Here is a 19996-nt window from a genome sequence, read left to right as displayed (position 1 = left end):
TCGCCGCCACGCCACCTGATCACGGAACGCTCCGGTCTGCCCATCTCCGTCGGAATCGCCGGCAAGGGCTACGGGCTACAAACACCTGCGACGATGGTTACGCGGGCGAGGCATTACCCACCGCGTCTCCCGCAAGGGAGTTGAGTCCTCACAACGCCTGGGCCGCCACCGCTGGACCGTGGAACGCACGATGGCATGGCTCGCTGGATGCCGCCGCCTCCACCGCCGCTACGAGGGCAAAGCCGACCGCTTCCTGGCCTTCACCAGCATCGCCTGCACCCTCATCTGTTACCGCAGACTCGCCAAACGAGTCGGTCTCTAACTGCGGCGTGCACGACAGCGGCGGTGGCCCTCCGCGCTGCATCGCCGATGTCGGGGGTCCGCGACAGAGCGGGGTGTGGGCTGCTGTTCATCGAGGCTCCGTTCGACAAGTGGGGTGCTGGCGAGCGCAAGCCGGGAAGATCGGATGGTGCGAGTTTGCCGGGAGGCGGTGAGGGCCGCAGGGCCTTGTGGGCTGTCAGGCCGTCCGGCATGATCGCGAGCATGATGACCAACCGAAAGGCCCATGCCGCGTAGACGGCCCGGCGCGCTTCGCGCCGAAAATCCGGTCCCGCCCGTCTGGAGCCCTTGGACCTGTCGAATTCCCGGGTTGTCCGAGCGCACCTGCGCCGAGATCCAGCGCACGGAGCGTGAGCACGATGACTCCTGGGCCGGGCTGCGGGACGGCTTGTGGGACGGGGCGGTGGAAGCCGCGCTCAGGCACTACCGGGCGTTCCTGCGACAGCCCGGCCGCTACCTGGACCTGTGCTTCCCAGCCTCTCCCCATCCGGAGTCCACGCTCGTCGACGTGGCGAACGCCCGGGATATTCTGCAAGAAGCGTTGCGTTCGCTTCCACAGCCGTCCCGCGCCGAACTCGGGCGAGTGGTGACGTGTCTGGACGCAGAGTTCCGCCGCCGGACCTTGCCCGACCCACACGCCCACCGGCGCCTGCGGTGGCATGGCGAATGGTGGCACCGACGCCTCTACGACGGTGAATTCCGGTGGTGAGGGGCTGCAGCCCGACCTCTTCTTGCCTCAACTCCGATGAGGCCGGGCGAAGATCGACCAACCTTTCCACGAAACGCCGTGCTGGGCCATGGCATGAAGGGAGCCGTATAGGTTGAAGAGATTGTGACGTCCGTCTTGGCCCGTACGGCTCTTTCGCATCGCATCTGCACTGGCATCCCGAGGAAACAGCTCGGTTCGCTCATCGCTGAGTTGGCTGTCCCGTGGATGGCGCGGCAGGACTCCCGGCTGCGTGAACGCCGAGGCCACGACCGCCTGCGGGCCGAGGGAGGCGGGCCTGGCCATCAACTGGTATTCACCGATCGGGTGATTGCCACCCTTGTGGTCCTGCGGTTCCAGCTCCCACACTCGGCTCTGGGTGTCCTCTACGGCGTCGACCGCTCCACCATCACCCGCGCTGTCCATGAGATCCGCCCGCTCTTGGCCGTGCGCGGCTTCGCGGTCCCCGGCGAGTCCGGATTGCGCCTGCGTACGTTGGCCGATGTCTTCGCCTATGCCGACGCGCGGGGCGTTGAGCTGCGGCTCGACGGCACCGAGGTGCGGGTACGGCGCCCGAGGGCCGGCAAGCCCGGCCGCCGGGCCTTCGTCTCCGGCAAGATGCGGCAGAACACCAAGAAGGCCACCGTCATCACTGACGAGAAGGGTCGCACTTTGTGGACGGGGGCGATTCGGCCGGGCCGTATGCACGATCAGACGGCGGTGAACACCGAGGGGATCGGCGACTTGTTCGAGCGGTATCCCACAGTCAAGGCGAAAGTCGACTCCGGATACCGGGGCCTGGCCAAACGGTTTCCCGATCAGGTCCAGGCACCGCCGAAGAAGCCGGGCAAGGACGCCCCGACCACGGACGTCACGGCATGGGAACAGGCCCGCAAGCAGCAGTCTTCAGAGCGGATCTGCGTCGAGCACGCCAACGCCGAGCACAAGCAGTGGCGGACCCTTCAGCGGTACATCGGACGTCGCGAGTACTACGACGACACCCATCTGGCGATCGCCGGCCTGGTCTCTGACCGCACAGCCATGCGGTGATCACACAACAGCCGAACCGCCAGGACAGCACATTTCAACCTCAGTCGTGCACCACGTCGTAAGCGCTTGCTCAGCCTATGTCCGTCGAAGTTACTCATCGGTCACCCGGTCTGTCCAGAGTCCGAGTCTGTGATCCAGCGCCCTTCGGCGGAGTCGTGCACGTACACCGGCCTCCCCCTGGTCCCGCTCGTGCGGAACGGCTTCCCGCCGTCCGTGATCCGCACCGTCCCCGTACGGCCCCCGGCGCTCCACTCCATCTCCAGGTACCAGCGGCAGTCGCAGCCCGCCGTCCGCGCGGAGACCAGAAGCTCCTCGGGGTCGGAGGAGGTGACCTTGTACGGGAAGGAGACGGCCGGGATCTTCCGGACCTCGGCGCCGGAGGCGTCAAGGCCGTCGACGGGCCTCGCGAGCGGGCGCGGCCGGTCGAGGTCCACGGCGAAGTGGCGCGGGGTGACGGCGCCGCCACAGCCGTTGTCCATCCGGTACGCGTTCCACAGCAGCGGCGCGGCGCGGTCGACCACGCGCACGTGCAGGGCATGGAGGACGACGGCGTCGGACGGCGACCGGCCCTGGATCGTGATCCGCACCAGCGCCTCCCCGCCGTGCACGGCACCGTGCGTCCTGGCCCACGCCCCGGAGTCGGCCGCGACCGGCGGCGGGGCGACCGCGCGGGGGGCCCGGTCCACGAGGTAGGTGTGCCCGCAGCCGCCCTCCCAGAGCTGGGAACCGATGCTCCAGGTGAAGGGGAGGGGGGCCGCGGTCCGCCCCGGAGCGGTGGAAGCGGGAGCGGGGGCGGAAGCCGTACGGGTGGGGTCGCCGAGCAGGACGGCGGCGAGGGCGAGCACGACGAGGGCGACGGCGACGGCGAGGAGGAGGGGAGCGGGGGCGCCACGACGGGGGCGGGTGCGGGGCGCCTCCGTCGCGGACAGATCCGCGGCGGACGGGTCCGGCGCGGTCGGGTCCGGGGCGGGGCCGGGGCCCGGTTCCGGCGCGGAAGGGTCCGGGTTCGATTCCGGCGCGGCCGACACGGCCGGCACAGGCGTGGGCGCGGGCGAGGCCGCTCGGCGGCGGGCGCGGTCCGCCTCCGTCCAGGCCGCCTCCATGGCCCGCCGTTCCTCCTCGTCCGCCCCGCACAGCAGGGCGAGGCGGTCGACCACGGCGAACTCCTCCGGGACGGTCGCGCCCGAGCAGTAGCGGTGGAGGGTGGACGCGCTGACGCTCAGCCGCCGGCCCAGCGCCTCGTAACTCCTCCCGTCCCGCGCCTTCAGCGCGCGCACGAGCCCCGCGAACTCCTCGACGGCGGCGTCCTTCGGCATTCCATCCCCCTCGACCCTGCGTCCCATCCTTTACGTCCTTGCACGTCAGCGGGGGTGGAATGGTTCCGGGACGGCTGGTGGGCGCGTGATCGTTGCAGTCGGCGGGCGCCGGCCCCACGCTGGTTGAGCACTGACCGAACGAACGACCCGACGGGGGATCCACCACCATGAACAAGCTCCGCACCGCACTCGCCACCGCAGCCGCTGCCGCACTGGGCCTCGCGGCCCTCGCCACAGCCCCGGCGCAGGCCGCTGCCCAGCCCGCCTTCCTCGCCGCCTCCCAGATGCCGCCGTCGTCGACGCCGTGGACCGCCACCCAGGTCTTCACCGGCGTCCCGGAGAACGGCGGCGTCCTCTGCGCCCCGTACAAGATCCCGCCGCAGAACACCCGCTACCGGGAGTTCAGCACCGAGCTCGACACCAACGGCGTCCAGGTCACCACCGTCGCCCGTACCGAGGCCGACGCCGTGAAGCTGGTCGACAACCTCCGCGGGGCCCTCGCCGACTGCGGCCCCCTGCTGGAGCAGCAGAACCCGGGCCTGCAGGCCGTCAGCGCCTCCCACGGCAAGCTCGCCGTCGAGGAGGGCGCCTGGGTCTACAGCCTGGACACCGCCGACCCGCAGATCGGCATCTCCGACATCCACCTGTTCTCCGTCGGCCGCGACGGCCGCACCGTCACCCTCGTCCGCTGGGGCCAGATGGGCGACCTCGAGGACGCCCCGCTGACCGCCTTCCGCACCACGACGAAGACCGCCGTCAACAAGCTCCACTGACCCGGGGGCTCCCCCGAGAGCTGACCACAGCTCGTCAGAGGCGCGGCCGGAACCCGGGCGCGCCGCTGACGTGCCCACCTGCTCCGCCGGCGGCGGCGACCACTTCCTGGCCTTCACCAGCATCGCCTGCACCCTCATCTGCTAACGCAGACTCGCCGAATGAGATGGTCTCTTAGCGGTCGGCTTCGTAAGTCCTTCGGGGGTTGCTCATGCGGTGAGTCAGAACGAGGATTCCTGGCGATCGGTGATGTGCTGGTCGAGCCTGGCCAGCACATCGTGCAGGTCGGAGGTGGTGAACCTCCACTGGAACGGCTGTGCCGTGGCGTTGTAGCGGTCTTCGAATGCTCGGAGCCGGTCCCGGACCTGGGGCAGGTCCGGGAAGTCGTTGGGTCGGATGACCTTGCGCTGGACGACGGAGAAGAAAATCTTTATCTGGTTCGTCCAGGAGGCGTGAACGGGGGTGTGGGCCATGATTGCCTTCGGAAACCTGCCGGTCAGGCGGTCGGCAGCCCTCTGTCCGCGGTGGGAGGAGCCGTTGTCGACGACCCAGAAGACGCGTTTCGCGCCGGCGTAGGGCTCCTGCGTCATGACCTGCTCGACCAGGGCCATGAAGGGCACGATGCCGGTCTTCGGCTCGCAGCGGCTGAAGACCTTGGCCTGGTGGACGTCGTAGGCAGCCAGGTAGGCCAGCGCGCCGCCTCGGCCGTACTCGTGGTTGACGCGCATCGCCCGTGCCCGGCCCGGGGCCAGAGTCGGATGGCATCGGCAGCGGGCCTGGACGGAGGTCTTCTCGTCGCTGGAGACGACGTATTCGTCCTTGCTTAGCGGGACACCCTTGAATGTGCGGGCGTAGAGGTCCAGGACAGGCTGGGCCTTGGCGCGGAAGTTGGGGTCGCGGATGAAGATCCACGACCGGTACTGCCAGGGCTTGAGCGCGTCCTCGCGCAACCAGCGGCGCACCGTGGAGGCGGAGACGGTCTCGGTGATCCCGCGCGCTGTCAGCTCGGCGGCCAGCTCAGGGCACGACCAACGGGACTGCGGCACGCCGGTCTCGGCGGGTAACTGGCAGGCCAGCGCCTTGGCTTCGCGACCTGCACGGGAGTGAAAAGGGCGGGGCGCCCGGAGCGTTGGCGGTCGGCCATGGCCGGCAGCCCGCCGTGGGCGAACCGGCCCCGCCAGGTCCGCACGGTGTCCAGGTGCAGGCCGGTCTCCCGGGCGATACGCGCGTTGGAGCGCCCCCGCGCCGCGTGCAGCACGATCGCGGCCCGCTGCCGGGCCTGGTAGGGGGTCTTGTGGCCGTAGGCTGACTTCTTCAACCGCTCGCGGTCGGCGTTGGTCAAGGTGATCGGGCGGGCGAGGGCAACGGGCCTGGTGGGCAGACCGATCGGGAGAGCGGATCCAGGGGACCGCAGCCTGACGTGAGGTTACGAACCCTCTGAACCGTTGGAACTTTCCGTGAACGCGGTGGTGTGGTCGGCGGCCCACTGGCGAAGCGTTCGCGGTGCCGTCCCGAGGATGTCGGCAACCGCGGTGGTGGCGTATGCGGGCTGTCCGACCGCCGCGCTCCACGCGGCGAGCAGCATGTCGACGACCGAACTGGGCGCCGTGCCCTTCGACAGGTTCCGGAACTCGTCCGGCGTCATCTCCTCGAATGCGATGCGGCGCCCCAGGGCGTCACCGATGACGCTCACCTGCGCGGCTTGGGTCAGCGACTCGGGGCCGGTGAGGACGTAGCCTCCTCCGACGTGTCCGTCCTGATAGAGCGTCCGCGCTGCGACGGCTGCGACGTCGCGGTCGTCGACCGGTGCCGTCTCGGCAGCACCGTAAGGCCACCGGACGGCTTCGCCGGCCCGGATCGCGGGCGCCCACCAGGCCAGCGAGTTCGACGCGAGCATCCCCGGCCGGATGATCGTCGACTCGAGTCCGGTGGCCGCGATGAGCCGCTCGATGTCGGCGTGCATCGCTGACATGGGATTGGGCTGCTGAAAGAAGGGGTGCGGTGTCTGGTGCGGGGAGGAGAGGAAGACGACCCGCCGCACCTGGGCTGCCATCCGCTCGACGACAGCCGCGGCAGTCTGAGGCGGGGCGGTCCAGACGAGGAAGACCGCACCCGTGCCACTCAGTGCCGGGTCGAGCGACTCGGGCACGGTGAGGTCGCCTGTGAAGACCTCGACCTTCGCCGGCAGCGTCACCGCCGCCTCGGAGCGATGCGTGAGGGCGCGGACCGGCACGCCGGCGTCGAGAAGCTGGTCGATGACGACGCCGCCGATTCGGCCCGTCGCCCCGGTGACGAGCACGGGAGGGATGTCTGGCTGATTCATGCCGCCATGAAAACGTTACTCGGTTAAAAAAGCAACTCAGTCACGAATGTTATAGTGGTCAGATGAGCGAGCCGACGGGACTGCGGGCCCGCAAGAAGGCGCGGACGCGCGAGGCCATCGGCGACGCGGCCGTCTCACTGTTCCTGGAGCGCGGCTTCGACCGTGTTTCGGTCAACGACATCGCCGCAGCGGCCGAGATCTCCAAGCCGACCCTCTTTCGATACTTCCCCACCAAGGAAGACCTGGTGCTGCACCGGTTCGCGGACCACCTGGGCGAGACGGCCCGTGTCGTACGTGCTTGCAGATCCGGCCTCAAGCCGGTGACGGCGCTGCACCGGCACTTCCGGGCCGGCCTCGACCGGTACGACCCCGTCACCGGGCTCAACGATCACCCCGAGGTGGTGGCGTTCCATCGGCTGGTGTTCACCACACCGAGCCTGGCGGGACGGCTCACGCGGTACCAACTCGAGGACGAGGAGGCACTGGCGGACGCCCTCGGCGAAGGCATCCAAGCACGCCTGCGAGCCGCCCAGGTAAACGCGGTCCAACGGGTGCTCGCCCGGACCAACTGGCAGAGGATCGCCGACGGTCGAACCGCCCGCGATGTCCACCCCGAGGCTGTAGCCGACGCCGACCAGGCATTCAACCAACTGCGGTGACAGGCGACGCCCCGGTCAAAGAAGCTCCGCTGCCCGGTAGACGCCTTGCCACGGGCCCGGACAGGCCGCTTCCGCGGAGGCTTGCGGTCACCGCTCGTCGCAGACAGGTCGCGGGCATGGTCGCGATCAGGTAGCCACGGAAGGTGCCGGAGGCGCGGCCAGATAGCTCGCCATCGGGCGGACGCTGGTGGGAATCTGAACTGACCCCTACACCACAACAGTGCAGGCAACCCCCGAAGGATTTCCGGAGCCGACCACTTAGATGGCAACTAAGTGTCCACTTTCAGGATGGCGGACGGGGCGGAGCTGTAGCGCAGAGGTCGTCGCGCGCGGTCTCCAAAATCGCGAGGACGCCGGTTCGAATCCGGCCGGCTCTGTCTTCCTGCCGTAGCCGGCGCGGGCCAAGCGGTACCGGTGCTGGGCTGGCGTGGCTCTACAGCGCTTCGTCCCGGGCCAGGATCAGGCTGACCGATCCCTCTTCGAGACTGATGCCGCTTTTGAGATGCTTGTGGTACCCGTCACTGAGTTCGGGATCTGCGAGCCCCGTTAGTCACTCAGCCAGGTCGCGCAACCCTGCGGCGTTCGCCGCAACGGTGATCTCGGTCGCTGCGCCGTACACCTTGATCCTGGGTTCATCCACGCGGTCACACACAGCGAGCCCTCACGCCGACCTTCGTGGCTGCCGACGAACCAGATTCCCGTAACTTCTCAGCCTGTTCCGGCATGGGTGTGGCACGGCTGACCACCTCGATGCGAACTGCGGGTGGGGCAGTCGCTGAGGTCGGCCGGGCTGGTCAGCCGTCTTGCCTTGACCTTCCGGGAAGTGTGCAAGTCGGATACGTTGCTGCCGTGATCGAAGCCTTGCCCGATGACGTCGCCCATGTGCTGGACTTCGCGTTGTCCTTTACGGGGGCTCTGTCGGGTATCCAGCTCGGTATGCAGATCCGGCATCTGCGAGTACAGAAGCGCTGTGCGTGCGGCTGCGGGTCGACGTACTTCAGCCTCGATGTGGATGCCGTCGCCCCGGCCCCCACCCTCACGGGCACGCAGGTGGTCGGCGACATGGAAGTGCTTGGCGCGCACCAGGAGACGATCGGCCAGGTGCAGGTGTTCACCAAAGACGGATATCTGGCATGGCTTGAGGTCTGCTCCTGGAACGACGACAGCTTCACGCTGGCCGACGCGCACCGACGGCTCTGTCCATGCCTCCGGCGGGTGTGAGGTGAGCGACCTGAGGTGGGTCGTGCACGCAGGGGGCACAGCAGGGCCCGTGCGGGGGCGGCTGCGTTCGTCCCGGAGATCGCCGTACAGGGGCACGGGTGGTCATGTAGACAAGCGGGATGACGAAACCCCTGGCCCTCACCGCAGGAGCGCTGCGGCAGCTGATCGCTGATGTCGACGATGAGACCCCCGTGGTGGTCCATGCCGAGATCCTGGATGGCGAGTTCGTCTCCGTGCTCCGGCTGGAGTCCGTCGGCACGGACTGGAGTGCCGAGAGCGGGGCGCATCGGGTGGTTCTCACTGCTGGCCTGGGTGAGGGCGAGACGATGCGCAAGCCGCCCCTCACGCGCTTCTGAGCGCACGTCAGTCGCCCCCGGCATCACCTTCCGGGGGCGGCTGTGCTCGTCCCGGAGATCGCCGTACACGGCCGGGCAGGCAGTCATCGGAGCGGCGGGCGGGGGCTGTCCAGCCATCTGCCGGGGGCCTGTCCGGGGCCTGCCAGAGGTCTGTCTGGTGGACAGACCCCGGACAGACCTCTGGCAGGCACCTGGCGGACCCCTGGACAGATGCCGGACGGGTAATCCGACGGGGGCGTGAGTTCGGTGCGCATGGGTGCCCGTGCACACGTGCACTCGTACACACGGGATGGAGGCCCCTGGTGGGCTCCTGACGGGTGTCCACGGCTGTTACCCCCTCTGGGGCTCTCTGAGCGCCGAAAACACGGGAAGGGCCCATTTTCGTTGTTTTCGCAGGCCAGGGCCGGCACCCGACGTCGCACCCCCACCCGTTTTCACCGGAATGCGCCGTCACTTGGTGGGGGCGGGGCGACGGTGGGCATGACGGTGCAAACGGACAGAGCGACGGTCGCGTTCCGGTCAAAACGGATGCGGGTGGCGGTCCTTGCACCGGGGGGCCCAGGGGCGCCGGCCCCGCCCGGCAACCAATGCTGCGCCCCGCGAGCAAAGGTTGCGCCGCTAACCCCTCGGTGCGTGTCCCACACTGAGTCAGCCCGCCTCACCGGGACATCGCAGCCGGCCTGGGATCGTGGCGCCGCCCGGATCGTCCAGTCGTGCGTTGAACGTCCGCTGGGGTTCCGCTGGGATCCGTCCGCAGGGCCGATGAACGCGCCCTTTGGACGGATCCCCAACGGACCGTCGGCGGATCCCTGGACAGATGCGTGGGCGGTCCCGGGCGGGTGATCCGGCGGCCGGGAGGCGGGGTCTCGAAGTGGCCCTCGCGACAGGTGGAGCCGGACTTGCGGGCCTAACCCCTCGCTGCGTCACAGAGCAGCCGGGTCGAAGCTCAGGGGCGTCAGGGAGTGTCGCCGCCCCAGTGGAGCCGGTCTGGGTCGCCGGGCTGTCCCTCGTAGTGGGCCCGGCCGCCCGGCCCGTACGCACCCTGCTCGGTGATGAGCGCCGCACCGTCCAGCAGCTGCTGCGCCGACCATCCGGTGACGTCGAGGCGCTGACCGTCGAGCGGTCCGCCGATCAGTTCCGCGTACCGGTGCCCCGGCGACTCGACATCGGGCTCGCCGGGCTGACTGCCGTAGATCCTCATCCGCCCGTCCTCGCGGCGTCCGGCCGCGCCAGGGGCGGGTTCGGGAGCTCGCGGGTAACCGATTCCCTTTCTGTGCACCGGGCGTTCGGCTCGCTCGAAGACTTCGAGGGCGCGGCGCCAATAGCACCGTTGCGACCCTCATTCAAGGTTTTCAAGCGGCACGATTCGTACCGCTTGAATCTGTTGAATGAGGCGCGCCGCGTCGGAAATCTGGGACCCCTCGACCCGAGGGTTGCGGGGCTGACCCCTCGGTGCTCGAAGGTGCTGCCACCACCCCGCACCACCGGTTCGTCAAGCACTCGCGAATCCGCTCTACACCTCGTCAGGCTCCGCCTGGCAGGGGGCCGGAACGGACTTTCGCGAGAACTCGATCCGACGGACCGGTTCGCGGACTGTGGCCCCGCGCTCAACCCGGAGCGCACTACCGATCCCGATGGGGGAACATCATGAGCACCGCTTCGAACCTGACCCAGCCGGCTGCCGCACCTGTCCCGCCTGCTTCCCCGGCCGCTCCTGCGGCTACTGCTCCGTGGGTGGTGGTCACGTTGATCGGCCTGTGCGGGGTGGTGGGTATGGCGCTGTGCGCGGGGGCCGGCGTTCTGGTCTGGGTCCGGCCCGGTGCGATGAATCCGCTGACGGCCGCTTTGACCATGGGCGGATGCCTGGTCGGCGGGGCGGCCCTGGCCGTCTCTGTGATTGCTCTCCGCCGCCGGTGAATTGGCGGTCAGCGCCTCGTTGGCCCGGTGATCGATTCCGACAGCATGTGATGGCGGACCTGATGACGGCTCGACAGACACGGCCCCGGCCGGGCGGGATGGCGCTGCACGCCGTTGTAGGGCTCGCTCTCGCGCTGACCGGCTGTGGTTTGGTGGGAGCGACGACGCGAGGCCGCAGACGCTCCCCTCCAGGGCGTCCTCAGTCACTATCTGCGGCCGCGGCGCCGCCGCCGCATCAGCGTCGTCGGGCCCGCGCCACCAGGACTCCGGCAAGTCACCGGGTGGTTCATGCGTCACCCCGACCGACTCTCGGAAAGCGAGAACAAGCAACTGACCGAAGCCCTCGCCCGTTGCCCGGAACTCGCGGCGGCCCACCGCCTCGTCCATAGCTTCGCCGCGATCCTCTCCACCCGCACCGGCCAGCATCTGAAGGACTGGGTCGTCAGCGCGCGCGCCGAGGACCTTCCCGGCCTCCACTCTTTCGCCACCGGCCTGGAGAAGGACTGGGACGCCGTCGTCCAAGGCCTGACGAGCCACTGGAACTCCGGTCCCGTTGAAGGCCGCGTCAACCACATCAAGATGATCAAGCGCCAGATGTTCGGCCGCGCCAAGCTTCCGCTCCTCCGCAAGCGGGTACTTCTCACTGCCGCCCGGTGATGGCTCTGCTCAGGCAGGACGAAGCCGTCGGAGTACGCACTCCGACGGCCAGCAGAGGGCTCGAACAACCACGTTGGTGACGACGAAGTACCCCGGGCTCACCCATCCGTCCTTTTTGCTCACGAGCCCCGGACGGTCCTCGCGGTAGTAGCGAAGCAACATACGGCGGCGCAACTGAGTCCCGGCCACCAACAGAACCGGAGCGACGACGACTGCCCCGACCGTCACGGCGAGCCGGACTGCATGGATCCTGGCGACGCTCTCTATCCGCATCTCTCCAGTCTGCCGATCAGAAGAGACTCGTCCACCGCTCTCACGGAATGTGTGCCAGAGCCCGAGAACGGACAGCAAATGTCCACCACTTCGGGAGGCACCACTACCTGGTGCTGTTCGAACGCGCAGATCCGGAGCGTGAGCACCGGCGTGGTCTTGCCATGGGCTAGAAGAGACCGGCCTGCATGTGGCGCGTGAGGTTGTCGAGGATTTCGCGCAGCCACGGGCTGCGGACCGCTGGCAATCGGACCAGGGTGTGCTGGAAGGTTCCCGAGTCGGCTCGGAACAGGTGGTGGGGGAGCGGCGGGGTCGGGTCGTCGCGCAGTACGCCGTCGGGCATGGTTCCCGAGGTGGGGAGGTAGAGGTGTGGTTCGGGGAAGGCCATCCACATCCATATCCCGAACGGCAGTGCCACCGGGCGTGCAGACGCGTCCGGTCCGGCCGGGCTCCAGAGTTCCCCCGTTTGCGGGTGGGCCGGCACGAGGATCATGTCGGCGTCCGGGCCGGGGACGGACAGCCCCGGACCGGCTAGGACGGCGCGTCGCGCTGGCTGGTCCGCGGGCAGCAGGGCGTCGAGGGCGCGTTGGAACACTTCCGTGATCAGGCCGGGCGGGACCGTCACCGGTTGGCCGTCGGAAGCTCCCAGGAGGTGGGCCAGGGCCCGACCGGCCGCCGCTTCCCACTGTGGGCTCCATGACCACCAGTGGTCCAACCCGAGGAGCGAGCCCCACCTGCTGATCGGCTCCATCGGGGGCGTGGTTACCCCCTCCTCCAGCAGTTCCTCCCAGGAGAGGATTGCGGTATCGGAGTCGGTGTCGTCGACGGGGAGGCGGTGCACGGCGTCCGGCGCGAGCCAGAGCGCCTGCCAGAGTGAGCAGTCGTCGATCCGGCTCGCCACCGGCAGGCCGCACGCCTCGCAGGCCATGTTGGGGCCGTCACCCCAGTCGAGGCCGCAGCAGTAGCCGCCGGCTTTGTGCGGGATGAGCACGGTGCCGCGGGTATCCCCGGGGGCGATGACGACGTTGCCGGGTGTGCTGTCGGACAAGGCGTAGAGCGGAGCGTAGATACCGCGGGCCGCCGCCTCGTCCGGGTCAATCTCCTCCCACCTCCGCCACGGCGGCCCCCAGGGCTCCGGGTCCACGGCGAATGTGCCCGGCTCCATGAGCACCGGGAGCTGGATCCCGTTCCCGTACTTCTGATGGGCATGGACCGGTAGCGCGACCGGGGACAGCGGGATGGTCAGCTCGGCGCCACATCCCGCACACACGAAAACGAACAAATGTCCTCCGCGAAGAAAGCAGGGGCATCGTCGCAGCTCTGTGGCGGACCTTCCAACGTGTTTCCTCATCCGCGGAGCGGGACCATGCACCGCCACGGTGTGTAACGCACCGTTCGAATCCCCGGCGTGCCGGATGCCTCCCGAAGTGGGGTTCTGGCTCACTTCCCGTGGAGTATGCACTCTGAGTGACGATCGGCGGGCGAGCGGGTCCGCAGGAAGATGCCCGGAATTGATCCGTACGGGGTGTGGCGTGGCTGACAGTTTGGCCCTTGGAAGGAATGGTGCTCCGTCTGGAGGAGTTGCTGTTCCCGTCGATATCCGACGTGGTGGTGCTGTCCGTGGCCGTCAACGACGACGCGGTTCACATCGAGGCCCGAAGCACGGCGGCTGCTGCCGTCCCGAGTGCGAGGTCTGGTCACGGCGGATTCACAGCACCTACCTGCGGTTTCCCGCTGATGTGCCCAGCGGAGGCAGACAGGTCGCTCTCTGTTTACAGGTCCGCCGGTTCCTCTGCCCGGTCACCTCGTGTGGGCGGCGGACCTTCGCCGAACAGCTGCCGGGTTTGACTCGTCGGTACGGCCGGAGGACCGAGCGCCTGCGGTCGACGCTGGCCGCGGTGGGCCTCGCGCTCGCAGGCCGGGCCGGTGCCCGTCTGGCGAGAATCTTCGGCGTGTCTGTCAGCCGGAGTACGGTGCTTAGGCTGGTCGAAGCGTTGCCCGGCCCCGAAGTTCCAGCCCTGCGGGTAGTCGGCGTCGATGAGTACGCGACCCGCAAAGGCCGCCACTACGGGACCGTCCTGGTCGACGTCGAAAGCCGGCGTCCAGTGGACCTGCTCCCCGACCGGGAGGCGTCCAGCCTGGCTGCTTGGTTCGTGAAACGGCCGGGGGTGAAGGTGGTCTGCCGTGATCGGGCACCGTTCTTCGCGGAAGGTGCAACGGCGGGGGCACCGCAGGCGGTGCAGGTGGCATCTCTGGCGCAACCTGAGCGAGGCCGCGGAACGGTGCGTCGTAGACCGCCGCGGATGCCTGAAGGCCCTGGCGCCGGGTTCGGCCCAGCCTGCCCCGAAGCCGGAGAAGTTCGAAGACCTTGCCAGATCGCCCTGGCCAAGGGGACACCGCTTCGCTGACCGCACCCGTGTGAACCACGCGACCGTCCACGAATTACTGGCAGTCGGGCTCAGCCGGAGGGCGATCGGCCGCCAGCTCCGGATGACCTCTCGCACCGTGAAGCTCTTCGCCGACGCAGCCACCCCGGAGGACCTGTTCCAGGGGCAGTGGCAGGGCCGGCCATCCAAACTCGACGCCTTCAAGCCCTACCTGGATGACCGCTGGAACCAAGGCTGCATGAACGCCTGGAGGGTGTGGGAGGAGATCGTGCCGCTCGGCTATCAGGGCAGCTACAAGCGGGTTCGCGCCTATTTCCGGGAGAAGCGGCTCTCGCCAGGCCCCGTCACGGCTCGGCCGCCATCACCTCGTGTCGTCGCCGGATTGATCCTCCGCCTGCCGGAGACCCTCACCGAGACGGAACAGCTTCGACTCAAGGCCGTTCTGGTTCACTGCCCTGAACCGGACGCTCCCTCACCGGCCATGTCCGCTCCTTCGGCCAGATGCTCATCGAGCGCCAGGGCGAACGGCTGCCGCAGTGGCTCGATGCCGTCCGGCAAGATGACCTCCCCGGCCTCCATCCTCTCGCCGCAGGCATCGACCGCGACCGCGATGCGGTCATCACCGGCCTCACCCTGCCCTGGAGCTCAGGCGTCGTCGAAGGCCACGTCAACCGGATAAAAATGCTCAAACGCCAGATGTTCGGCCATCTTCTCCGAAAGCGCGTTCTGCTCCACTCGTGATGCATAGGTCAGACCGCCTCATCAAGGAGCCCGAAGCCTTCCGGAAACCCTTCCAGGAACTGCCGTCGCGCGGGGTCGGACTCGCTCTCGACTATCGTCCCGAGCAGACTGATTAGTTCGCTCCGTTGCTCGCTCGACAGCTTGCTGACCAGGTGGGCGACGCCCTCCAGCACCTTGACGGCGTCGTCCGGATCCATCTGCTCATCTTCACTGCCCTCGATGAACCACAGGACATCGACCAAGGCCGCGGTCAGGGCGTGAGTCAGAGACGAGTACACGGGCATGAAGGCGGTCTCCCAGCAGGTCACGGCAGCAGAGTCCGGCCATCCCACCACACACCACTGACATCACACTCAGTCAGACCTCCACGGAAAGTGCGCCAGCACCGCAGTGGTGACGTCATTTGTCGACGAGTGCGGAAGGCGCTCAGAACCACGGTCAGGTGATGTTGATGAGTTCGGGAGGCACTGGGGTTCTTGCCAGAGCAGCGTTGGGGTGCTCTTGGTGAAGGGTTCTGGTCACGCCGTAGATGTACGGCAGTCCAGGGTGGTCTTTTCGACTGCTGTACGGACTACGCTGACTTCATGTCACCGTCAGGCTGGAGACGCCTCACCGAAGCGCACGGAGTGCGTCGCCGACTGGCCATCGTGGGCGATCACGTCATCAGGCGTCCTTTCCTGCTCCTCGCCCTTGCAGGCCTGGCCTTCCTTATCACCAGGTTTGGCAAGGACTTTCCCTTGCTCTACGGGATGGCCCCTCTGGGAGCCGTTCTGATCGGCGGGAGTATGGGGCGCTACCGTCCGGACAGCCAGGCCGCAGAGAGCGACGAGGAGCCCCTGCCGTAGGGCGCCACGGCGAACTGACCGGCAGCCGGCGCCAGTCTGAGGCGTCCGCAGGACGTGGTGGGGTGGTAGAGGGGGCGGAATGAGGGACGGCGCAGTGCAGGTGAAAAGCGACTTCGACGGCCGGTTGAAATGGCGGTCTCGCTATCTAGTCCACAGAGCCCGCCGCCGAGGCCAGACCGGGCTGCTGTTGCAGGTGGATCTGCGGGACCCGCCCCGCAGCATGTCACTCAAGTGGTGCCTGGTGTCGGTCACCGAAAGTGGCCGCCAGCTCTGCAGCGTCGATCGAACCAGCATCAGAAAGGTTCGGTTCATCACCTTGCCCCCAGGCCCGCATCCGCTGCACTTCGAGGTCACGCGGCATCGCAAACGTCGTTCCACACAGGTCCAGCAGAATGTTGTACTCGGTAAGGGAGACGTTCTCCTGGTGACGTGCGACCCGGTGCAGCCGAACGTCTTCTACCGGCGCAGTCCCGCGGTGGACAGCTGGAGTGCGCAGATCCTTCATGCGGATCCGAACGCCTGATGAGCTGAGGCTCGCCAATGGCCAGCGCGAGTTTCGCTTCTGCCACCACGTGCTTCGACGGCTGCAGCCGCTCCATCGCCGTCAGTTCTCATCGACAATCACGAGCCTGTCAATCACCAAGTGACTCCGAAACGCCTCGACAATCGCTGTTCTCACGGTTCTCGTGGACAGAGCCACTGCACGGACATCTCGAAGTGGCAGACGTACAGCACCAGGAAGGGACAGGCCCTCCCCATGCCCAGTGCTCAGCCGCGCCGGTACCTCGCATCGGCGACGGCAGAGAAATGGGACGACGGCTGGATCATCACCACGTTCACCCCGGACGGAACGCAGACGTGTTGAAGCGAGCAACGGCGGCCGCGGTGGTCCTGGCCGCCGTCCTGGTCCCGGCCGCGCACGGAGGCGAGAGCGGCGGGATCTGCGAAGGCACGGCGCTGACCATCACGGTCTGCGCCTCGGACGGCGGCAGCGCGCACGGCGCGGCGCGCACGGCGCGGCGGGCGGACCCGCCACGCCCGCTGGAGCTTCGGGCGGGTCCTCCGGATCCTCGAAGCCGTCGTGTACGTATGCCCGCCTGGATCCGCAGCCCCCTGCCGAGAACATGTTCTGGAAAGGGCACGATCGCTCGGAGAAGGGCGCGGTCTACGGGGTGAACTGTCCGGTTCAGCAGGGCGCGTGGACGGTGTGGATCGCGGACGGCCAGGCCCCGGACGCCGCCCCGGTCATCGACCCGGAAGCCGTGGCGCGGCGGGCGGTCGCCTCGATGCGCCTGGAGCCCCCGGCAGTGGCCGGCCCCCCCGGGCCGCGGGGACGTATGTGGTCGGGATGCCGATGTGGATGTGGGCAACGCCGTCGCCGACGACGTTCGGTCCGGCGACCGCTACGGCCACGGCCTGCGGCGTCACCGCCACCGCCAAGGTCACCCGGGTGCGGTGGGCGATGGGCGATGGGCGACGGCACCACGGTCACCTGCCACGGCCCCGGCACCCCGTACGCGAAGTCCCGGGGTAAAGCGTCGTCGCCGGACTGCGGGCACCTCTACGAGCGCCCCTCCTACACGGAGCCGGGCGGCCGGTTCCAGGGCGCGGCGACCGCGGCTTGGACCGTTACGTGGATCGCTGCGGGGCGGGGCGATAAGGCGTACTCTTCTCGCGCGAATCGCGCCTACCTGCGCAGACGTGGCATCAGGTGCACGATTCCTGAGCCGGTCGGATCGGCGCCTTCCTCGCCTACGCAACCGGCCGGGGACGGGCGTTGATCGACCGACGGCTCTACCTGCCTGAACATTCTGGGTGTGCACCGATCCCGAACGCCGTCAGGCGGTCGGCATCCCCGGCGAGGTGCGGTTCGCGACCAAACCCCACTTGGCCTTGGAGATGATCGCTGCCGCACTGGACGCCGGGGTGGAGGCTCCGTGGGTCACCGGCGACGAGGCATACGGGCAGGGCACGCAGCTTCGGGCCGCCCTGGAGGCGCGAAAGCTCAACGTTCCGGACGTCGTGGAGCGGGTCGGCCCTCGCGCATGCGCAAGATCAGGGTGACCGCGTCCTCCGAGCGGGTTCCGGGAGTGAGGAGTTCCTGCAGGAGGAGACCGCGAATCGCGGCAATGGTGATGGTGGCCACTTCCCGTGCGTCCTTCGCCTTGAGCCCTTCACGTTCCGCGAGTGAGGACAGCATCACGGTCAGGTCGTCGATCGACTCCACGAACTCACGGAAGTCGTCGGGTGCGTACGCGGCCAGTCCGACGACGTAGAAGAAGCCGCGGACACGCGACAGCTGCTCCGGACGGGTGTAAGCACGCCAGATCGCCCCGACGAAATCGTCGAAGGTGCCTTGCTGGGCCGCCTCCAGAAGCGCCTCGCTATCACGGGATCGCTGGGCCGTGAGCATGGCGGCCAAGACGCCCGGGAGCGACCCGAAGTGGTAGCGCAACAGGGCGTGGCTTGACCCGATCCGGGTGGCGATCTCACGGAGCGACATCTCCGGCGGGGGAAGGGCCTCACCGAAGGCGCCGAGAAGCCGTACCAGGAGTCGCTCGCGCGCGCTGCCGTTGGGTTGCGAGGTTGACAGGATCACTCCCGCAGTTTATCCATTGGAAAAGAAGATTCGCAACGGCGGAGGATCGACGATGAGACCTGCTCATGTGGCCGGCGCGACGGTCATCCACGCATCAGAGCGCGACCCCAGCAAGCTCGGCCTCATGATCGAGAACGGCCGCATCACCCGCCTTGGCGTCTCCAGCGCGCACGGCGAGCGTCTCGATGTCGAGGGACTGACGATGACGCCGGGCCTGATCGACGCTCACGTCCACCTGGGCCTGTCGAGCCCGATCCAGCCGCACTTCTCGTCACCCCCGGCGCGCGGGCAGACCTCGTTCTTTTGGAACGGTAATCCGCTGGAAGACCCGGAACTGTTCTCCGACCCCACCAACGCCGTCCTCGTCATCCAGGCCGGCAGAATCGTAAAGGACCTCAGATGAGCACCATGTGGCAGGGCTGCCTCCCCCACACCGACTACTTCGAGATGCGCTCCAGCAGTGGGCACGACTACGGCGTCTGGGTCACCACGCCACCGAACTACGACCCTGCCACAGCGTCAGCGCCTGTCGTGTACGTGCTCGACGGCAACTGGGCCGTAGGCATGACCGCCCCACTCATCGTCACGCAACTGGACCCCATGCAGGCGATTCAGCCCTACGTCCAAGTCAGCGTGGGCTACGCGGGCGAGGAAGCCGAGCGCTGGGAGCGGTTGCGCAACCGCGACCTCGTGCCGCCCGGCGAACCCATCGCGAAGGAGTACATCGATGCGGTGGAAATAGGGGTCGAAAGGGGTGTGACGACTCGCGAGCAAGCCGACGCCTACCTCGCTGAATTGAGCGACAGCCGCGGGGACATGTTCCTGAACTTCCTTACCGACGACCTGCACCCGCGAATCGAACGCGACTACGGCACAGCCCCGGGCGGTCACGGTCTCTTCGGCTACTCCTATGGCGGACTCTTCAGTCTCTACGCCTGGCTCACCACGAGCACCTTCTTCGAGAGCATCGGCGCGGGCAGCCCCGGCATCGTCCATGCGGACAGTCAGGTCTTCGCTCGGCTTGAAGCCATGGGTGACACCCTGCCCGACACCAAGCTGCACGTGACCTTCAATGAGCAGGAGATGCTCGGAGACCTGGCGGTCTACCAGAATCTCGCGAAGAACGCGGCCACGTTCCTTCACCGCCTCACCTCACGCAGCGGATCAGTCACCAGCGCACTCATGCACGAGACGCATGTGACCGGGCTGCAGGCATCGTTCCTCAGCTACCTCAGGACCTGCCGCGCCCAGTGAGCCTGGACGCCGCAGCTCTCCTTCCGTCCCATGTGAGTCGACTTCTCCGGAAGTGTGCGGGCGGCTGAGCGTGACATGGCGAAATCCGGGCCCGGCCCGAGAATGGGCGCCATGGCCGACAACACGCTGTGGGTAGGCGTACTGACCGCAGGCACCGTGGTGGTGGCGAGCTGGCTCGGTCATGCGCTCAGGGTGTCAGCCGGCCCGGGGTGCCACGCCGGTTTCCGGTGGGCCGGTGCCTTCACGTGGGGAGGGGGTTCCGGACCGGCGAGGAGTGGTCGCCGGTCCGGTGATCGGAAAGGCGGCCCTGGGCGTCGACACACGGCCCGGGGTGGAAGGTTCGGGCGTCCGGGTTACGACGAACGCCCCGCGACGCTCGGGTCTGCGGGGCGTTCGGTGGGCGGTGGCGAGCGGCCCGACGGGGGACGGGCTGCTCTGCCAGTGTCTTGGTAACGAGGGCTTCCGGGGGCCGGTTACGGGTGTCGTGTTGGTCGGGGGTGCCCGAGGCGTGTTGCGTCGGTCAGTGTGCCGCCCCGGCCGGTTGCCCCGGGGCGGTGCGGTAGCTCTCGCGGGTGAGACAGGGGT

General features: G+C 68.2%; 20 protein-coding genes, 1 tRNA gene and 3 pseudogenes. 16 read left to right on the top strand and 8 right to left on the bottom strand.

Annotated elements, in window-relative coordinates:
* Nucleotides 1-76: 76 nt before the first annotated feature.
* From P8A20_RS00240 to P8A20_RS00230, 3 genes and pseudogenes are all read left to right on the top strand, one after another.
* Nucleotides 77-322: pseudogene (locus tag P8A20_RS00240) on the top strand (transposase); the annotation flags it as partial.
* A gap of 327 nt (nucleotides 323-649) precedes the next feature.
* On the top strand, nucleotides 650-1048 hold the full coding sequence (locus P8A20_RS00235) for a hypothetical protein (protein WP_015580447.1): 399 nt from the start codon (nucleotides 650-652) through the stop codon (nucleotides 1046-1048).
* Nucleotides 1049-1171: 123 nt separating this feature from the next.
* Nucleotides 1172-2095, top strand: coding sequence for a transposase family protein (locus P8A20_RS00230; protein WP_015580446.1), 924 nt, complete (start codon nucleotides 1172-1174; stop codon nucleotides 2093-2095).
* Between the two features lie 101 nt (nucleotides 2096-2196).
* Here P8A20_RS00230 and P8A20_RS00225 read toward each other — a convergent pair whose 3' ends face one another.
* Nucleotides 2197-3411 carry a helix-turn-helix domain-containing protein gene (locus tag P8A20_RS00225; RefSeq protein WP_306105095.1) on the bottom strand — a complete coding sequence of 405 codons (1215 nt, stop codon included), beginning with the start codon at nucleotides 3409-3411 and terminating at the stop codon, nucleotides 2197-2199.
* Nucleotides 3412-3578: 167 nt separating this feature from the next.
* Between P8A20_RS00225 and P8A20_RS00220 the strand changes: the two genes are divergently transcribed.
* Nucleotides 3579-4184 (top strand): hypothetical protein, encoded by a 606-nt coding sequence (locus P8A20_RS00220; protein WP_306102603.1) that lies wholly within the window; start codon nucleotides 3579-3581, stop codon nucleotides 4182-4184.
* A gap of 219 nt (nucleotides 4185-4403) precedes the next feature.
* Here the strand turns inward: P8A20_RS00220 and P8A20_RS00215 are convergent, their stop codons facing one another.
* From P8A20_RS00215 to P8A20_RS00205, 3 genes and pseudogenes are all read right to left on the bottom strand, one after another.
* Entirely contained in the window at nucleotides 4404-5363 is a 960-nt protein-coding gene (locus P8A20_RS00215) for an IS630 family transposase (RefSeq protein WP_424920129.1), read from the bottom strand.
* Nucleotides 5288-5500 (bottom strand): annotated as a pseudogene (locus P8A20_RS38905) (helix-turn-helix domain-containing protein); the annotation flags it as partial. The pseudogene P8A20_RS38905 and the gene P8A20_RS00215, both read right to left, overlap by 76 nt.
* 108 nt (nucleotides 5501-5608) lie before the next feature.
* Entirely contained in the window at nucleotides 5609-6505 is an 897-nt protein-coding gene (locus tag P8A20_RS00205; RefSeq protein ID WP_306102601.1) for an NAD(P)H-binding protein, read from the bottom strand.
* 62 nt (nucleotides 6506-6567) lie between these two features.
* On the opposite strand from P8A20_RS00205, the gene P8A20_RS00200 reads away from it, so the two are divergent.
* The 4 genes from P8A20_RS00200 to P8A20_RS00185 all read left to right on the top strand — a co-directional run bounded on the left by P8A20_RS00200 (nucleotide 6568) and on the right by P8A20_RS00185 (nucleotide 8741).
* Nucleotides 6568-7164 (top strand): TetR family transcriptional regulator, encoded by a 597-nt coding sequence (locus P8A20_RS00200; RefSeq protein ID WP_306102600.1) that lies wholly within the window; start codon nucleotides 6568-6570, stop codon nucleotides 7162-7164.
* Nucleotides 7165-7466: 302 nt separating this feature from the next.
* Nucleotides 7467-7541, top strand: a tRNA-Trp gene (locus tag P8A20_RS00195).
* Between the two features lie 472 nt (nucleotides 7542-8013).
* Nucleotides 8014-8385, top strand: a complete 372-nt coding sequence (locus P8A20_RS00190) for a hypothetical protein (RefSeq protein WP_306102599.1) — start codon at nucleotides 8014-8016, stop codon at nucleotides 8383-8385.
* A 119-nt stretch (nucleotides 8386-8504) separates the two neighbouring features.
* Nucleotides 8505-8741, top strand: a complete 237-nt coding sequence (locus P8A20_RS00185) for a hypothetical protein (protein WP_147961695.1) — start codon at nucleotides 8505-8507, stop codon at nucleotides 8739-8741.
* A gap of 955 nt (nucleotides 8742-9696) precedes the next feature.
* On the opposite strand, the gene P8A20_RS00180 is transcribed toward P8A20_RS00185, so the two are convergent.
* Complete coding sequence (locus P8A20_RS00180) at nucleotides 9697-9942, bottom strand: hypothetical protein (RefSeq protein ID WP_147961696.1); 246 nt, start codon at nucleotides 9940-9942, stop codon at nucleotides 9697-9699.
* 446 nt (nucleotides 9943-10388) lie between these two features.
* Here P8A20_RS00180 and P8A20_RS00175 point away from each other — a divergent pair, with 446 nt between their 5' ends.
* Together P8A20_RS00175 and P8A20_RS00170 are read left to right on the top strand one after the other, a co-directional pair.
* Nucleotides 10389-10658, top strand: a complete 270-nt coding sequence (locus P8A20_RS00175; protein ID WP_306102598.1) for a hypothetical protein — start codon at nucleotides 10389-10391, stop codon at nucleotides 10656-10658.
* Between the two features lie 144 nt (nucleotides 10659-10802).
* Nucleotides 10803-11315: a transposase gene (locus P8A20_RS00170; RefSeq protein WP_306102597.1), complete on the top strand. Its 513-nt coding sequence runs from the start codon at nucleotides 10803-10805 to the stop codon at nucleotides 11313-11315.
* A gap of 439 nt (nucleotides 11316-11754) precedes the next feature.
* Here the strand turns inward: P8A20_RS00170 and P8A20_RS00165 are convergent, their stop codons facing one another.
* On the bottom strand, nucleotides 11755-12867 hold the full coding sequence (locus P8A20_RS00165; RefSeq protein ID WP_306102596.1) for a hypothetical protein: 1113 nt from the start codon (nucleotides 12865-12867) through the stop codon (nucleotides 11755-11757).
* On the opposite strand from P8A20_RS00165, the gene P8A20_RS00160 reads away from it, so the two are divergent.
* Nucleotides 12824-13993, top strand: coding sequence for an ISL3 family transposase (locus P8A20_RS00160; protein ID WP_327328801.1), 1170 nt, complete (start codon nucleotides 12824-12826; stop codon nucleotides 13991-13993). The genes P8A20_RS00165 and P8A20_RS00160 overlap by 44 nt on opposite strands.
* 480 nt (nucleotides 13994-14473) lie before the next feature.
* Nucleotides 14474-14713, top strand: a complete 240-nt coding sequence (locus tag P8A20_RS00155; RefSeq protein ID WP_306102594.1) for a transposase — start codon at nucleotides 14474-14476, stop codon at nucleotides 14711-14713.
* An 8-nt stretch (nucleotides 14714-14721) separates the two neighbouring features.
* Here the strand turns inward: P8A20_RS00155 and P8A20_RS00150 are convergent, their stop codons facing one another.
* A complete protein-coding gene (locus tag P8A20_RS00150; protein WP_306102593.1) occupies nucleotides 14722-15021 on the bottom strand; it encodes a hypothetical protein in 300 nt (99 codons plus the stop codon).
* A gap of 616 nt (nucleotides 15022-15637) precedes the next feature.
* On the opposite strand from P8A20_RS00150, the gene P8A20_RS00145 reads away from it, so the two are divergent.
* Complete coding sequence (locus tag P8A20_RS00145) at nucleotides 15638-16081, top strand: hypothetical protein (RefSeq protein ID WP_306102592.1); 444 nt, start codon at nucleotides 15638-15640, stop codon at nucleotides 16079-16081.
* A gap of 1209 nt (nucleotides 16082-17290) precedes the next feature.
* A pseudogene (locus P8A20_RS00140) lies at nucleotides 17291-17559 on the top strand (transposase); the annotation flags it as partial.
* 4 nt (nucleotides 17560-17563) lie between these two features.
* Here the strand turns inward: P8A20_RS00140 and P8A20_RS00135 are convergent.
* The gene (locus tag P8A20_RS00135) at nucleotides 17564-18157 is read right to left on the bottom strand and encodes a TetR/AcrR family transcriptional regulator (RefSeq protein ID WP_147961699.1); all 594 of its coding nucleotides are present in this window, start codon (nucleotides 18155-18157) and stop codon (nucleotides 17564-17566) included.
* Nucleotides 18158-18209: 52 nt separating this feature from the next.
* On the opposite strand from P8A20_RS00135, the gene P8A20_RS00130 reads away from it, so the two are divergent.
* Both P8A20_RS00130 and P8A20_RS00125 read left to right on the top strand, forming a co-directional pair.
* Nucleotides 18210-18560: a hypothetical protein gene (locus P8A20_RS00130; RefSeq protein ID WP_306102591.1), complete on the top strand. Its 351-nt coding sequence runs from the start codon at nucleotides 18210-18212 to the stop codon at nucleotides 18558-18560.
* On the top strand, nucleotides 18557-19411 hold the full coding sequence (locus tag P8A20_RS00125) for an alpha/beta hydrolase (protein ID WP_147961700.1): 855 nt from the start codon (nucleotides 18557-18559) through the stop codon (nucleotides 19409-19411). Before P8A20_RS00130 ends, P8A20_RS00125 begins: the two co-directional genes overlap by 4 nt.
* Nucleotides 19412-19996: the final 585 nt, after the last annotated feature.

The organism is Streptomyces sp. Alt3, assembly GCF_030719215.1.
Classification (GTDB): Bacteria; Actinomycetota; Actinomycetes; order Streptomycetales; family Streptomycetaceae; genus Streptomyces; species Streptomyces glycanivorans.
This window is presented reverse-complemented; position numbering and strand designations above follow the sequence as displayed.